The sequence below is a fragment of the Phreatobacter sp. GW821-FHT04C01 genome (assembly GCF_059420385.1).
This window is the reverse complement of the sequence record NZ_JBWKTP010000010.1, coordinates 122,017-137,095: the sequence shown is the minus strand read 5'-3', so window position 1 is coordinate 137,095 and position 15,079 is coordinate 122,017. Positions and strand designations below refer to the sequence as shown.

The following is a 15,079-nucleotide window of genomic DNA, read 5'->3' as shown; positions in this document are numbered from 1 at the left end:
TCCGGCGCGCTCCCCGCGGAGCGCGCCGCTCGCCCGAATGGCACCCATGGCCTCCATGCCGCTCACGCTCGTCGCGCCTGGCCTCGATCAGCTCGAGAGCTATGTCGGCGCCCTGCGTCGTGGCTGGTCGCCCAACAACGTCCGTGACGTCTCCGGCGAACAGCTCGCGGCCTTCGACGTGGATCCCGCGGCTTTCCTGGCCAGCCTGACCAGCCGTGAAGGCCTGATCCCGCTGCCCGACGGCTCGCTGGTGTCGAAACTGCCCTTCATCCTGCGCTGGCTCTGGGACGGCACGTTCTGCGGCAGCATCTCGCTGCGCTGGCAGGAGGGCAGCGACGCCCTGCCCCCGCATGTGCTCGGCCATATCGGCTACGCCGTGGTGCCGTGGAAACAGCGGCGCGGTTATGCCACGGCAGCACTCGCGGCCATCCTGCCGGAAGCCCGCCGGGTCGGCCTCGGCCAGGTCGAGCTGACCTGCGATCCCGACAACCAGGCCTCGATCCGGGTCATCGAAGCCAATGGCGGGGTGCTCGCCGAAGGCTTCCGCGCCGAGCATTATGGCGACGCCCGGAAGTTGCGCTACGTCATCCCGCTCCGGCCGCCTTTGACCACCGCGCGGCTGAGCTTGAGCCCGATCACCGCAGCCGATTTCGACGACCTGGCCAGCCTGACCGGCCATCCGGAGGTCGGCGGCAAGCTGAAGCACGGCATGCTCGACGCCGCCCAGACGCGCGCCCAGCTCGACACCTATCTGACGACCTGGGCCGCGCGCGGCTATGGCGTCTTCGTGATGCGCCGGCGCGACGACCGCGCCTTCGCCGGCATTGCCGGCCTGTGGGACCACGACGACGACCTCGGCGTGGCACTGCGCTATGCGGTGATGCCGGAGCATCGCGGCCAGGGTTACACCAAGGAAGCCGTCCGGGCGGTGCTCGATTTCGCCGCCGCGCGCAACCTTGGCCCGATCATCGCGGTGACGCGCGAAACCAATGCCGCCTCGCGCAAGATCCTGAGCGACCTCGGCTTCGAACTGCGCGAAATTCGCCAGCGACCGGACCGGCGCTCGGTCGTCTATTCAAAAGCCCAGCAGGACCGGACATGACCCTGGTTTCCCCCGCAGCCGCCCGGCCGCTGCTGCCCGGCATGGCACTCGCCTGCGCCGTGTCGATCGCCGCCGTCCTGGCCGAGCCTCTTGTCAGGAGCGCGACCGGTGGCCGGCTCGCTCTGCCGGGCATGGTCATCGCGCTGATCATCGGCATCGTCCTGCATTCGGTCGCCGCCCGGCCGGTCTTCGATGCCGGCCTCACCTTCGCGGTCAAGAAACTGCTGCGCTGGGCGATCGGACTGCTCGGCCTGCGTGTCGCGCTCGGCGATATCCTCGGCCTCGGCCTCGGCACCCTGGCGCTGGTCGTCGGCGCGATGGCGGCGACGATCGCGACCGGCATCTGGCTCGCCCGCCGTTTCGGCGCCCATGACGGCTACGGCGCGCTGGCGGGTGCCGCCACCGCCGTCTGCGGCGCATCCGCCGCGCTGGCCACCACCACGGTGCTGCCGCATTACAAGGCGCGCGCCGCCGACACCGCATTCACCGTGGTCGCGGCCAATGCCCTGTCGACCATCGTCATGCTCGTCTATCCGCCGCTGGCGATCCTGCTCGGTTTCGATGCCACCAAGACCGGCATTCTGATCGGCGCCACCATTCACGACATGGCCCAGGTGGTCGGCGCCGGCTATGCGGTGTCCGATACGGTCGGCAACACGGCCGTGGTGGTCAAGCTGTTCCGGGTCTTCCTGCTGCTGCCGGTGGTGCTCTCGATCGGCTGGTGGTTCATGCGCCAGGGCGAGACGACCCATGACGCCAAGGTGCCGGTGCCGGTCTTCGCCCTGGTGTTCCTGGCGCTGGTGGTGGTCAATTCCATCGTTCCGACCATTCCGGCACTGGTCAGCCCCTATGCCCTGGTCAAGGGTTGGCTGGTGGCGCTGTCCAATGCGGGGCTCCTGATCGCCATCGCGGCGCTGGGCCTGGGCACCTCGATCACCGCCATCCTGTCGATCGGCTGGCGCCACGTGGCGGTGTTCCTCGGCACCACCCTGGTCATCCTGACCTTGGTCACCGCCGGACTGTTCGTTCTTTGAGGCCAATACATGACCGATATCGTCATCACTGAATTCATGGACGAGGCCGCGGTCAACGACCTCAGGCGCGATTTCCCGGTCACCTATGACAAGGGCCTGGTCGACCGGCCGGACGAGCTCGCCAGGCTCGCCGCCGGCGCCCGTGCCCTGATCGTGCGCAACCGCACGCAGGTGCGCGGCGCGCTGCTGGAGGCCAGCTCCAGGCTCGAGGCCATCGGCCGGCTCGGTGTCGGCCTCGACAATATCGACCTCGCCGCCTGCAAGGCGCGCGGCATCGCCGTGCTGCCGGCAACGGGAGCGAACGACATCGCCGTGGCCGAATGGGCGGTCACCACCGTGCTTTTGCTGCTGCGCGGCGCCTATGCCGCCAGCACCGAAGTGGCCGACGGCCTCTGGCCGCGCGAAAGGCTGATGGGCCGGGAGATCCACGGCAAGACGCTCGGCCTGATCGGCTTCGGCGCCATCGCCCGCGAAACCGCGGTGCGAGCCAGGGCCCTGGGCATGGCCATCGTCGCGGCCGATCCTTTCGTCGCCGCCGGTGATCCCGCCTGGAGCGCCATCGGCGCGCGCAAGGTGACACTCGACGAACTGATCGTCTCGGCCGACGCGGTCAGCCTGCATGTGCCTTTGACCGACGAGACACGCAACCTGATCAATGCGGCAAGGCTCGCCGCGATGAAGCCCGGCGCCGTCATCGTCAATGCCGCCCGCGGCGGCGTCATCGACGAGCCTGCGCTTGCCGCCGCCCTCAAGGCCGGCCCGCTCGCGGGGGCGGCTCTCGACGTGTTCGACCAGGAGCCGCTGAAGGCCGGCTCGCCGCTTGCGGGCGCGCCGAACCTGATCCTCACCCCGCATATTGCCGGCGTCACCGTCGAGAGCAATGTCCGGGTCTCCTCGGTCACCGCAGCCAATGTCCGCAAGGTCCTGCAGGAGCGCCGCTCATGACCCCGGTTTCCCTCGACAGGGCGCGCGCCTATGTCGCGCAGATCTTCGTCCGCCATGGCGCCAGCGAAACCGTCGCCGCATCGGTCGCGACCGCCCTGGTCGGCGCCGAAGCCGACGGGCTGAAGGGCCATGGCCTGTCGCGCGTCCCGACCTATGTCGGCATGCTGACCTCGGGCAAGATCAACGGACAGGCCGTGCCGACCGCGACCCGGATCAGGACAGCCAGCCTGATGGTCGATGCCGCCGACGGCTTCGCCTATCCCGCCGTCGATCTCGCGATCGCACAATTGCCCGCCATCGCCCGCGAGACCGGCATCGCGGCGGCCGCCATCACCCGCTCCAATCATGCCGGAGCGCTCGGCCACCATGTTGAGCGGCTGGCCGAGCAGGGCCTCATCGCGCTGTTCTTCGCCAACACGCCCGAGGCAATCGCACCGGCCGGCGGCACCAAGGCGGTCTATGGCACCAACCCGATCGCCTTTGCCGCCCCCCTGCCCGGCCGGCCGGCCATCGTCGTCGACCTCGCCCTGTCGACGGTGGCGCGCGGCAATATCGTGGCGGCCAAGCAGAAGGGCGAAGCCATTCCGGCCGGCTGGGCGCTCGATCCCGACGGCCAGCCGACCACGGACGCCGACCAGGCCCTGAAGGGCACCATGGTCGCGCTCGGCGGACCCAAGGGCACCGCGCTGGCGCTGATGGTCGAGGTGCTGGCGGCGGCGCTGACCGGCGCGCATCTGTCGATCGAGGCCTCATCCTTCCTCGACGAGAAGGGTCCGCCACCCGGGACCGGCCAGACCATCCTGGCGATCGATCCCGCCGGGTTCGGCCATGGCGCCTTCGGCGACCGGATGACCGCGCTCGCCGCGGCGATCGAAGCTCAGGACGGTGCCCGGCTGCCCGGCCAGCGCCGGCTGGCGCTGCGCCATCAGGCCGAAGCCCGGGGCATCGCTATTCCGACGGATCTGATTCAGAAGTTCGGCGTTATAGGATGATGTCGCGCGGCACGACCCGCCGCGCCGACGCGCCGGGTCGTGCCTGATGGTCCCGCTTCCGCCGGGGCGAGCACGGCTTTGGTGCTCCCGTTTGGACGTGGAGGATTGATGTGACCAAGGCCTTTGTCAGCGATCTCAAGAGCAATACCCGCACCGCCATGATCGAGCTTCTGAACAAGCGTCTCGCCGACGCGATCGATCTGAAGCTCGCCATCAAGCAGGCCCATTGGAACATCAAGGGGCCGAGCTTCATCGCCATTCACGAATTGTTCGACCAGGTCGCCGCGCGCGTCGAGGAGCATGGCGATACGCTGGCCGAGCGCATCGTCCAGCTCGGCGGCATCGCGGCCGGCACGACCCAGGCCACCGCCGGCGCGACCTCGCTCAGCCCCTATCCGGTCGAAGCCACCGCCCAGAACGACCACGTCAAGGCGGTCGCGGACCGGCTCGGTGCCTTTGCCAAGGGTTGTCGCGAAGGCGTCGACGAGGCCGACAATGCCGGTGACGCGATTACCGCCGACATCTTCACCAGCGTCACCCGCGCGGTCGACAAGGACCATTGGTTCGTCGGGGCGCATCTGGCCTGAGGCCGCGCGAAAGGCCGGCCAGGGCGTCATGGCCTGGCCGGCACTCTTCGCCCGCGATCAGCTGACCTTGATCACCAGCTTGCCGAAATTCTTGCCCTTCAGCAGGCCGATGAAGGCCTCCGGCGCCTTGTCGAGGCCCTCGACCACGTCCTCGCGGTATTTCACCTTGCCTTCGCGCAGCCAGGACGACATGTCCGTGAAGAAGTCCTTCGCCTGATCGGCGAAGTCGCGCACGATGAAGCCGCGGAAGGTCAACCGCTTGGTCAGGATGTCACGCAGCAGGAGCTGGGTGCGGTCCGGCCCCTCGGGCAGGCCCGTGGCGTTGTACTGGGCGATCAGGCCGCAGACCGGGATGCGGGCGAAGAAGTTCAGCAGCGGGAACACCGCGTCGAACACGGCCCCGCCGACATTCTCGAAATAGACGTCGATGCCGTTGGGACAGGCCGCCCTCAGGTCGGCGGCGAATGTCGGCGAACGGTGGTCGAGGGCCACGTCGAAGCCGAATTCCTCGATCAGCGCCTTGCACTTGTCGGCGCCACCGGCGATGCCGACGGCGCGCGCGCCCTTGATCCTGGCGATCTGGCCGACGGCCGAGCCGACCGGGCCGGTGGCGGCAGCGACCACCACCGTCTCGCCGGCCTTCGGCTGGCCGATGGTCAGGAGGCCGGTATAGGCGGTCATGCCGGGCATGCCGAGCACGCCGACGGCGGTCGAAATCGGGCCGGCGGACGGATCGATCTTGCGCAGCGCCTTGGCGTCGGCCACCGCATAGGACTGCCAGCCCGAATGGGACAGCACGATGTCGCCCGGCTTGAAGCGCTCGCTTTTGCTGGTCACCACCTCGGCGACCGTGCCGCCTTCCATGACGCCGCCGACCTCGACCGGCGCGGCGTAAGATTTGGCATCGCTCATCCGTCCGCGCATGTAGGGATCGAGCGACAGGTATCTGATCTTGAGCAGGACCTCGCCCTCGCCCGGCTCCGGCACGGCGACGCTGTCGATGCGGAAGTCGGAGGGTTTCGGCTCGCCGTGCGGTCGGGCGGCCAGTAGAACGCGACGGTTGGCAAGGGTGGTCATTGGACGGCTCCCGGTGTTTGGCGTCACTTCAAGTGCTAACCGCAGCGGATGCAAGCGGCAATCGCCAGGCGCATGGCAGTGCGCGCGCCCCGACTGTCCGATGATTCAATAAACGAGAAATTTCAACTGATTGACGCAAGCATTGAGCGATGAACATCATTTCACATCCAAATTCGACATACGGATTTTCACGCGATGGGGTTGACGCGAGGGCAGAGTTACAGCATGTAAGTCAAACATCGTCGTGATAGCGCTGCGCCGCCTTAGTTCGTTCCTGGGCGTCGATAACCGGAGATCCGGTGCGACAACTAGTCTGATCCGCCCAGGCGCGCGGCTCGTGACCTCGAAACTGGAGATCGCCAAGAGGGCGCTTCCGGTCGACTTGAAAGAATTAACTTCTTGAACACTCTGAATTTCGCGTCGCTTGGCCTTGCCGAGCCGCTCCTGCGTTCCCTCAACGATGCAGGCTTCACCAAGCCGACGCCGATCCAGGCGAAGGCAATCCCTCACCTCCTCGAAGACCACGATCTGATCGGCATCGCTCAGACCGGCACCGGCAAGACCGCGGCTTTCGTGCTGCCGATGCTGCAGCATCTGGCCGAAGAGACCGAGCGTGTGCCGTCGAAGGGCGTGCGCGCCCTGATCCTGGCGCCGACCCGCGAACTCGCGCTCCAGATCGGCGAAAACATCGCCAAGCTGTCCAAGCACACCAAGCTGCGCCATGCCGTGATCTTCGGCGGCGTCGGCCAGAACCCGCAGGTTCAGGCTCTCGCCCGCGGCCTCGACCTGCTGGTCGCCACCCCCGGCCGCCTGATCGATCTGATGAACCAGGGCGTCGTGCGCCTCGACACGGTCACCCACCTGGTGCTCGACGAAGCCGACCGCATGCTCGACATGGGCTTCATCAACGACGTCATGAAGATCGTCAACAAGCTGCCGGAACAGCGCCAGTCGATGCTGTTTTCGGCGACCATGCCGAAAGAAGTGGCCAAGCTCGCCCGCACCATCCTGTGGGAGCCGGTGCGCGTCGAAGTCACGCCTGAAGTGGTCACCGTCGAGGCGATCGAGCAGCATGTGTTCCACGTGCAGACGCCGGACAAGCGCGCACTCCTGGAGGCGCTGCTGAAGGACCCGGATCTCGCCCGCGTCGTGGTGTTCACGCGCACCAAGCACGGCGCCAACCGGCTGGCCGGCCAGCTCGCCAAGGCCGGCATCAAGACCGATGCGATCCACGGCAACAAGAGCCAGGGCGCGCGCCAGCGGGCATTGGCCCAGTTCAAGACCGGTGAATTGCGCGTGCTGGTGGCGACCGATCTGTTCGCCCGCGGCATCGACGTGGCCGAGATCACCCATGTGGTGAATTTCGACCTGCCCAACGAACCCGAAAGCTATGTCCACCGCATCGGCCGCACCGGCCGGGCCGGCCGGACCGGCATTGCATACGCCTTCTGTGATCCGAGCGAGCGCAGCTACCTGACGGCCATCGAAAGGCTGACTCGTGTTTCGCTCACCGTTGCTTCTCACTCGTCCCAGGCTCAACGGCGCGACCCGCGCCCCGTTGCGGCCGCCCCCCGTCCGCAGCCCAGGCGTCGGGCTGCCTGACACCCCATCCCTCCACCGCCAAACATGAGGAGCTTCCATGGCGACCGGGACCGTGAAGTGGTTCAACCCCCAGAAAGGCTACGGCTTCATTCAGCCCGCCGATGGCGGCAAGGACGTGTTCGTGCACATTTCAGCCGTGCAGCGCGCTGGTCTGAACGACCTGCGTGAAGGCGAGAAGGTGTCGTACGAGCTGGCCACCGATCGTCGGACGGGCAAGCAGTCGGCGGACGAGCTGAAGCTCGACTGATCCTACCCGACGCGACACGCACCAAGCAGCGTCGCTGTCCTCAGGCGATCCGGCGGGATCGCCTGGCGTGGCAGCGGCCTGATATTTCCACTCTTGACCGATCAGTGAACCGTCGCGGTCGCGCTTGCCAGCCCCGCGCCGATCTGTTCGAGAACGACGATCTCCGGCTCCTCGTCCCAACGTGACGACGACACCGACAGGATGATCACCCCCGGCCGCTTCTTCGCGACGAAATTGGCGACCACCCGCGCCTGCTCGTAGGTGTCGAGATAGTGCACGTCCTCGGCCACCATGCGTGAGCCGCGCTGGACAAAGGGCACGACGGCGAAATTGCGATGGGGCATGACGTGCTCCCGGGAAACGGCTGGCCCCAATATATGCACGATGCATGCCCGATGAGATCGGGCATCTCCCCATCGTGTCATTCCCTATGCGGCGGCTTCCGTGGCACGGCAGGCGCGTATGTCACACGCAATGTCGTGCCGGCGAGCGACCGCCACGACCCTTGGGGACACGCGGCAGGGCCTGCGCCCTGTCCGTCACAGCACGTGACGCGCCTTCCACTCGCGCATCGCCCTGGCGTCGCGCGGCGTGATGTCGGGGAAGGCCGGATCGGCGGTCGCGGGATCGAAATACTTCCAGCTGCGCGCGCATTTGACGCCCGGAGCCTTGGCCGAGACCACCGCCACACCCTTCACCTCGTCGAGCCGGAAAGCATCGGCGGGGCCTTCGTCCGGGACCACGCTGGCGCCCGAGGTGATCGCCACCTCGGCCATGTCGATGCCGGTCATGGCCGCCGCCAGATCGGCGTCGGCGACATGGATGACCGGAGCCGCCTCGAGCGACGAGCCGAGCCGCTTGGCGGCACGCTCGACCTCCAGCGCGCCGGTGACGACGCGGCGAACCTTGCGGATCTTCTCCCACTTGGCGTCGAGCGCCGGATCGAGCCAGGCGGCATCGGCCTGGTAGAACAAGGCGAGATGAACACTGCCGTCGCGGCCGTAGCGGTCCCACCAGGCCTCCTCGGCGGTAAACGAGAGCACCGGCGCGAGCCAGGTCGCAACCGCCTTGAACACCTCCTCGATGACCGCCAGCGCGGCCTTGCGGCCGGGTGAAGACAGCGGATCACAGTAGAGCGTGTCCTTGCGGACGTCGAAATAGAAGGCCGACAGGTCGACCGTCATGAAATGGCTCAGAAGCGCGAAGACCCGCTTGTAGTCATAGGTCCGGTAAGCCTCGTGGATCGCCGGCGACAGCTCGGCCAGCCGGTGCAGCATCAGCCGCTCGAGCTCCGGCACATCGGTGTCGGGCAGCGGCGCGCCGTCATGGTGCTTCAACGCGCCGAGCATCCAGCGGATGGTGTTGCGCAGCTTGCGATAGGTGTCGGAGGTGGTCTGCAGGATCTCCTTGCCGATGCGCAGGTCATCGGAATAGTCGGAGGCCGCCACCCACAGGCGCAGGATATCGGCGCCGGACTGCTTGATGATGTCCTGCGGGGCGACGGTATTGCCGACCGACTTCGACATCTTGCGGCCCTCGCCATCGAGCACGAAGCCGTGAGTGAGCACGACGTCGAAGGGGGCCCGACCGCGGGTGCCGCAGCTTTCCAGCAGCGAGGAGTGGAACCAGCCGCGATGCTGGTCCGACCCCTCCAGATACATCACCGTGTCGGCGCCGCCGTCGACCTTGCGCTTCAGCCCGGCGAAGTTCGGGAAGCCCTGGGGGTCCTCCAGCGTGAAGGCGTGAGTCGAGCCGGAATCGAACCAGACGTCGAGCACGTCATTGACCTTGTCCCATTCGTTCGGATGGTATTTCGGCCCGAGAAAACGGGCGCCGTCGTCGGAGGCGAACCAGGCGTCGGCGCCCTCGAGCGTGAAAGCCTCGCGAATGCGATGGTTGACCGCCTCGTCCTTCAGGATCTCGTTGGTTTCCTTGTTGACGAAGACGGCGATCGGCACGCCCCAGGCGCGCTGGCGCGACACCACCCAGTCGGGACGGTTTTCGATCATGCCGGTGATGCGGTTTTCGCCCGAGGCCGGCACCCATTCGGTCTCGCGGATCGCCTTCAGCGCGCGCTCGCGCAGGGTCAAGCCGTCGTCATAGGGCTTGTCCATCGCAATGAACCATTGCGGCGTGTTGCGGAAGATGACCGGCTTCTTCGAACGCCAGGAATGCGGATAGGTGTGCTTCAGCCGGCCGCGCGCGACCAGCTTGGCCGAAGCCGCCAGCGCCTCGATGACCGCGCCATTGGCATCGCCCTTGTCGCCCTTGTCGGTGATCACCTGGCGCCCGGTGAAGCTCGGCGCCTCCTTGGTGAAGCGGCCGTCGCCGTCGACGGTATAGGGGATGGCGGTGTCGATGCCGCGCGCCGCGAGATCGCGCCCGTTGGCCATCCAGATGTCGAAGTCCTCGCGGCCGTGGCCCGGCGCGGTGTGGACGAAGCCGGTGCCGGCGTCGTCGGTGACATGATCGCCCTCGAGCATCGGCACGTCGAAGTCATAACCCTGCCCGCGCAGCGGATGGGCCGTGGTATAGCCGGCGAGTTCGGCGGCGGTGACATCGCGCAGGCGTTCGAAACCCTCGACCTTGGCGGCCTTGAACAGGTCGGCCGCGAGCTTGTCGGCGAGAACATACTGCGCGCCGACCTTGGCCCAATTGGTCTCGGCCGCCGCGGTCACGCGATAGAGGCCATAGCTGATACGCTTGGAATAGGAGATCGCCCGGTTGCCGGGAATGGTCCAGGGCGTGGTCGTCCAGATGACCACGGCGAAGTCCTGGCCGAGCACCGGGAAGGCGGCGAAGATCGTGTCGCTCTGATAGTCGTGATATTCGACCTCGGCCTCGGCCAGCGCGGTCTTCTCGACCACCGACCACATGACCGGCTTCGACCCGCGATAGAGCTGGCCGTCATGGGCGAATTTCATGATCTCGGTGGCGATCTGCGCCTCCGCCGCGAAGCTCATGGTCGAATAGGGCTTGTCCCAGTCGCCGACGACGCCGAGGCGCTTGAATTCCTCGCGCTGCACGCCGAGCCAATGGCTGGCGAAGGTGCGGCACTCCTTGCGGAACTCGACGATCGGCACCTCGTCCTTGTTCAGGCCCTTGGCGCGGTATTGCTCCTCGATCTTCCATTCGATCGGCAGGCCGTGGCAGTCCCAGCCCGGCACATAGTCGCTGTCGAAGCCGGCCATCTGCTGCGACTTGGTGACGATGTCCTTGAGGATCTTGTTGAGCGCGTGGCCGATATGGAGGTGGCCATTGGCATAAGGCGGTCCGTCATGCAGCACGAACCGGTCCCGGCCCTTGGCCTCGCGGCGCAGCCGGCCATACAGGTCCATGGCAGCCCAGCTCTTCAGGATCTCCGGCTCCTTCTCCGGCAAGCCGGCGCGCATCGGGAAAGCCGTCTCGGGCAGCAGCAGGGTCTTCGAATAGTCAAAAGGTTCGGACATCGGTCTCGACCGGATCAGGCGGCGTCATCAGCCGCGACACAGGGGCGTTCGTCAGGAAACCCGGACCTCCGGGCACGCGTCACCGCGGCCTCAGGAGGCCGGGCCGGTAATTCGCGAAGCGGACGGGACCGCAAGGCCGGAAGAAAAGCGCATGCGCTCTCATAAGGTGTCCGACCGGCAATAGGCAAGGCCCCGCTTGGACCGACGGTCCCGCGGCTGACGCTCGCAGTGCCTTCGCGACGAACACTGCGTTGGATAACGCGCGCATGGCGCTGGCCGTGCCGGCGGGACAGGATAGGCTCGACCGGTCGTGCGGGAGCAGGACCGGAGGCCGCGCTGTCTTGCGCCGGTCCAGGGATCTCAGGTTCGCTCCGCGCCATGACGCAAGTCCCCGGGAAGCCCGAAGGAACCCTCGGCAATGTCTCTGTGGTCCGACTTCCAGACGAACGACAAGCGCCTGATCCACAAGTGGAAACACTATTTCCCGGCCTATGAGCGCCATTTCTCCCGCTTCGTGAATACCGATGTGGTTTTCATCGAGATCGGCTGCGGTCAGGGCGGCTCGCTGCAGATGTGGAAGCGGTATTTCGGCCCGCATGCCCGCATCATCGGCATCGACATCAACTCGGCCTGCAAGGCCTATGCGGAGGACCAGATCGAAATCCGGATCGGCGACCAGTCCGACCGGTCGTTCCTGGACCAGATCGTCAAGGAATTCGGCGCTCCCGACATCGTGCTCGACGACGGCAGCCATGTGATGTCGCATATTCGCGCATCCTTTGCCGCGCTCTACCCGCAGCTCAGCCGCAACGGCGTCTACTTCGTGGAAGACCTGCACACCGCCTATTGGGACGAATATGAGGGCGGCCTGAAGCGCAAGGGCAGCTTCATCGAAGCCTGCAAGGACCTGGTCGATGAATTGAACGCCGACCATAGCCGAAAGGCGGTCGCACCGACCGCGTTCACCCGCTCGACCCTGTCGATGCATTTCTACGATAGCATCGTGGTGTTTGAAAAAGGCCGCCACACCGCCAAATTCGCTCCCCAGACCGGTGGCGCCGGCAGCGGCCTGCCGAGCAGTCTCGCCGGAGCCTGGCCCGGGCGTCGAGCCTAAAACCGACGGAGACAGGCGCGATCGACGCGTGCCGCCGCACAGTGATCATCACTCTTTGACTGGGCAGGTCCGGAGACGTTCTTGCAGGACTGAAGTCGTGGATGGCCGGGACAAGCCCGGCCAAGACGAGAATTGTCCTTGGAGCGACGCGTAGTGGATCGACCGAGCGCAGAAGCCGCGTCGTGGCCCTTAACACAGTGAGGCCAACACATCGTCCTGCCCGGGCTTGCCCCCGGGCATCCATGAATTGCTTACGCCAAAATCAACCGGCCATCATCGCAGTGCAGCGGTGCTAGCTGCCCTTCGACCCGTCCGTCCGGCCGGCGATGCCGAGAACCGACAATTCCGCGAGGAATTCATCGACTTCGTCGCGGTTCAGGCGCCGGCCGGACAGGACCAGGCCGAGATAGGCGGAATAGAAGGCGAGCGCGCGCCAATGCGCGGGGTCAGGCGCAAAGCCCTTGTCGACCAGCAGCGCCTCGATATAGCCGATGCGATCCTGATCGACAGCGGCGAGCGTCGCCTGGACGTGGGGCGCCGACGCCCCCCAGCCCCTGACCGCGACTTCGAGCGCGGTGTCGGCGAGGAAGGCCCGGCGCAGCAGCACCGCGAGCCGGTCGTGACGCTCGGCCGTGCGTTCGATGTCATTGATGATCGCCAGGGCGGCAATGTCGCGCCATCGCGCCAGGACCGCCCGGTGATAGGCGCCGATATCGGCGAAATGCCAATAGAAACTGCCGCGCGAGACCCCGAGTTCAGCGGCCAGGAGTTCGGCCTTGAGAGCGGCGAAACCCGCGCGCGCCAGCGCCTTCAGGCCGGCATTGATCCAATCTTCGGCGGAAAGTCGTGGTGCCATGGGCGGAACCATACAGGACTGTATTGACAGAGGCTATGGCGAGGGCCATCGTCACCATACACAACTGTATGGAGCGGCGTGATGCGGGATGTCGTGCTTCAGCTTTCCGGGCTCCTGGCGGTGGCAACCGCGATCACCCACGGCGTGCTCGGCGAAACCCACGTCTTCGCCCGCGCCCGGATCGAACCGCCGGCCATGAAACTGCTGATCCATCTCGTCTGGCAGGCCGGCACGGTCGCCTGGATCGGCGGCGGCGTGCTTCTCATTTGCGCGGGCTGGTTCTTCCCCGCTCCGGCGCGCCAGGCGACCATCCTGGTTCTGGCCATCGTCTTCGCCGCCGCGGCTCTCGGCAATGCCTGGGCGACGCGCGGCCGCCATTTTGGCTGGATGGCGATGGCCGTCGTGGTCCTGCTGGCGCTTGGCGGTTTGTGAAGGCAGAAACACGAACGCCGGCCGTCACAAGGACGGCCGGCGTGATGCCGGAACCGGTGGCGGCCGCTTTACTCGGCGGCCTCGGCATAAGGCGCCGGCGGGGTCCAGCGCAGCACCGGGTTGCGCGCGGCCCGGGTTTCGTCGAGCCGGCGGCGCGGCGCGTGATAGGGCGCCCCCTTGAACCGGTCGACCTCGCCCTTGGTGGCGCTCATGGCGAGATCGCGCAATGTGGCGATGAACAGGTCGAGGGACGCTTTCGATTCCGACTCGGTCGGTTCGATCAGCATGGCGCCGTGCACGACCAGCGGGAAATACATGGTCATGGGATGGTAGCCCTCGTCGATCATCGCCTTGGCGAAATCGAGCGTGGTGACGCCGGTGTCCTTCAGCCAGGTGTCGTCGAACAGCGCTTCGTGCATGCAGGGCTGGTCGCCGAACGGTAGGCTCATCAGGTCGGCAAGGCTCGCCCTGATATAATTGGCGTTGAGCACGGCATCTTCCGAGGCCTGCTTCATGCCGTCGGAGCCGTGCGACAGCATATAGGCGAGCGCGCGCACGAACATGCCCATCTGGCCGTGGAAGGCGGTCATGCGGCCGAACGGCTTCTCGCCCTTGGCAATGCCCGTGGCCTCCTCGACCATGACATAGGTCTTGTCGGCATGGACGAAGGGATAGGGCACGAAAGCCGCCAGACGCTCCGACAGCACCACCGGTCCGGCGCCCGGGCCGCCGCCGCCATGCGGGGTCGAGAAGGTCTTGTGCAGGTTGATATGCATGGCGTCGACGCCGAGATCCCCGGGGCGCGCCTTGCCGACGATGGCGTTGAAATTGGCGCCGTCACAGTAGAAATAGGCGCCGGCCTCGCGGATCGCCGCGGCGATCTCGACGATCTCCTTTTCGAAGATGCCGCAGGTGTTCGGATTGGTCAGCATGATGGCGGCCACGTCCGATGTCAGCGCCGCCTTGACGTCGGCGACATGCACCGTGCCGTCGGCCTGGGCCGGCACCGATTTCACCTGGAAACCGATCAGGGCCGCCGTGGCGGGATTTGTGCCATGGGCCGATTCCGGCACCAGCACGATCTTGCGGTGCCCCTGGCCGCTCGCCTCCAGCGCCGCCTTGATCGCCATCATGCCGCAAAGCTCGCCATGGGCCCCGGCCTTGGGGCTCATGGCCACGGCCGCCATGCCGGTCAGCTCTTTCAGGTAATGGGCGAGCGTATCGATCAGCTCGAGGGCGCCCTGCACGGTCGATTGCGGCTGCAGCGGATGGACGTCGCCAAGGCCCGGCAACCGCGCCATCTTCTCGTTCAGCCTGGGATTATGCTTCATCGTGCATGAGCCGAGCGAGAACAGCCCGGTATCGATGCCGAAATTCTTCTGGCTGAGCCGGACATAGTGGCGCAGCGTTTCCGGCTCGGACAGACCGACCAGGCCAATGTCCCCCTCGCGGGCGAGCTCGCCGAGACGCGACCTGGCCTGTTTCGGCGCCGGCAGGTCGACGCCCGTCGTCTCGGCGCGGCCGATCTCGAACAGCAGCGGCTCCTCGATCTCCAGGCCGTAATTGCCGGTGAAGGTCGGGTGGGATTGGGTGGTGGTGTCGCCGGCGGCGGTGGGGCGGCCCTGACGGTTCATCATGATCT

14 protein-coding genes are annotated in these 15,079 nt (G+C 66.6%); 9 read left to right on the top strand and 5 right to left on the bottom strand.

Going from position 1 to position 15,079, the window contains the following annotated elements; all coding sequences use genetic code 11:
* Window positions 1–46 precede the first annotated feature (46 nt).
* From AC07WJ_RS29765 to dps, 5 genes are all read left to right on the top strand, one after another.
* Window positions 47–1,102 (top strand): GNAT family N-acetyltransferase, encoded by a 1,056-nt coding sequence (locus AC07WJ_RS29765; protein ID WP_494938333.1) that lies wholly within the window; start codon window positions 47–49, stop codon window positions 1,100–1,102.
* Window positions 1,099–2,136: a YeiH family protein gene (locus AC07WJ_RS29760; protein ID WP_494938332.1), complete on the top strand. Its 1,038-nt coding sequence runs from the start codon at window positions 1,099–1,101 to the stop codon at window positions 2,134–2,136. The genes AC07WJ_RS29765 and AC07WJ_RS29760 overlap by 4 nt, the downstream gene beginning before the upstream one ends.
* Before the next feature lie 9 nt (window positions 2,137–2,145).
* Window positions 2,146–3,081, top strand: a complete 936-nt coding sequence (locus tag AC07WJ_RS29755; RefSeq protein WP_494938331.1) for a hydroxyacid dehydrogenase — start codon at window positions 2,146–2,148, stop codon at window positions 3,079–3,081.
* Window positions 3,078–4,073, top strand: coding sequence for an Ldh family oxidoreductase (locus AC07WJ_RS29750; protein ID WP_494938330.1), 996 nt, complete (start codon window positions 3,078–3,080; stop codon window positions 4,071–4,073). The genes AC07WJ_RS29755 and AC07WJ_RS29750 overlap by 4 nt, the downstream gene beginning before the upstream one ends.
* A 110-nt stretch (window positions 4,074–4,183) precedes the next feature.
* A complete protein-coding gene (gene dps, locus AC07WJ_RS29745) occupies window positions 4,184–4,660 on the top strand; it encodes a DNA starvation/stationary phase protection protein Dps (RefSeq protein WP_494938329.1) in 477 nt (158 codons plus the stop codon).
* Window positions 4,661–4,717: 57 nt separating this feature from the next.
* On the opposite strand, the gene curA is transcribed toward dps, so the two are convergent.
* The gene (gene curA / locus AC07WJ_RS29740; protein WP_494938328.1) at window positions 4,718–5,737 is read right to left on the bottom strand and encodes an NADPH-dependent curcumin/dihydrocurcumin reductase; all 1,020 of its coding nucleotides are present in this window, start codon (window positions 5,735–5,737) and stop codon (window positions 4,718–4,720) included.
* A 399-nt stretch (window positions 5,738–6,136) separates the two neighbouring features.
* Here curA and AC07WJ_RS29735 point away from each other — a divergent pair, with 399 nt between their 5' ends.
* The gene (locus AC07WJ_RS29735; protein WP_494938327.1) at window positions 6,137–7,339 is read left to right on the top strand and encodes a DEAD/DEAH box helicase; all 1,203 of its coding nucleotides are present in this window, start codon (window positions 6,137–6,139) and stop codon (window positions 7,337–7,339) included.
* A gap of 37 nt (window positions 7,340–7,376) precedes the next feature.
* A complete protein-coding gene (locus AC07WJ_RS29730; protein WP_494938326.1) occupies window positions 7,377–7,586 on the top strand; it encodes a cold-shock protein in 210 nt (69 codons plus the stop codon).
* 101 nt (window positions 7,587–7,687) lie between these two features.
* On the opposite strand, the gene AC07WJ_RS29725 is transcribed toward AC07WJ_RS29730, so the two are convergent.
* Window positions 7,688–7,930 carry a hypothetical protein gene (locus AC07WJ_RS29725; protein ID WP_494938325.1) on the bottom strand — a complete coding sequence of 81 codons (243 nt, stop codon included), beginning with the start codon at window positions 7,928–7,930 and terminating at the stop codon, window positions 7,688–7,690.
* Between the two features lie 195 nt (window positions 7,931–8,125).
* Window positions 8,126–11,035, bottom strand: a complete 2,910-nt coding sequence (ileS, locus tag AC07WJ_RS29720; RefSeq protein WP_494938324.1) for an isoleucine--tRNA ligase — start codon at window positions 11,033–11,035, stop codon at window positions 8,126–8,128.
* A 418-nt stretch (window positions 11,036–11,453) separates the two neighbouring features.
* On the opposite strand from ileS, the gene AC07WJ_RS29715 reads away from it, so the two are divergent.
* The gene (locus AC07WJ_RS29715) at window positions 11,454–12,149 is read left to right on the top strand and encodes a class I SAM-dependent methyltransferase (RefSeq protein ID WP_494938323.1); all 696 of its coding nucleotides are present in this window, start codon (window positions 11,454–11,456) and stop codon (window positions 12,147–12,149) included.
* 292 nt (window positions 12,150–12,441) lie between these two features.
* On the opposite strand, the gene AC07WJ_RS29710 is transcribed toward AC07WJ_RS29715, so the two are convergent.
* Complete coding sequence (locus AC07WJ_RS29710) at window positions 12,442–13,005, bottom strand: TetR/AcrR family transcriptional regulator (protein ID WP_494938322.1); 564 nt, start codon at window positions 13,003–13,005, stop codon at window positions 12,442–12,444.
* Window positions 13,006–13,086: 81 nt separating this feature from the next.
* Here AC07WJ_RS29710 and AC07WJ_RS29705 point away from each other — a divergent pair, with 81 nt between their 5' ends.
* Entirely contained in the window at window positions 13,087–13,437 is a 351-nt protein-coding gene (locus tag AC07WJ_RS29705) for a hypothetical protein (RefSeq protein ID WP_494938321.1), read from the top strand.
* A gap of 68 nt (window positions 13,438–13,505) precedes the next feature.
* Here AC07WJ_RS29705 and gcvPB read toward each other — a convergent pair whose 3' ends face one another.
* The gene (gene gcvPB, locus AC07WJ_RS29700) at window positions 13,506–15,074 is read right to left on the bottom strand and encodes an aminomethyl-transferring glycine dehydrogenase subunit GcvPB (protein WP_494938320.1); all 1,569 of its coding nucleotides are present in this window, start codon (window positions 15,072–15,074) and stop codon (window positions 13,506–13,508) included.
* Window positions 15,075–15,079 lie beyond the last annotated feature (5 nt).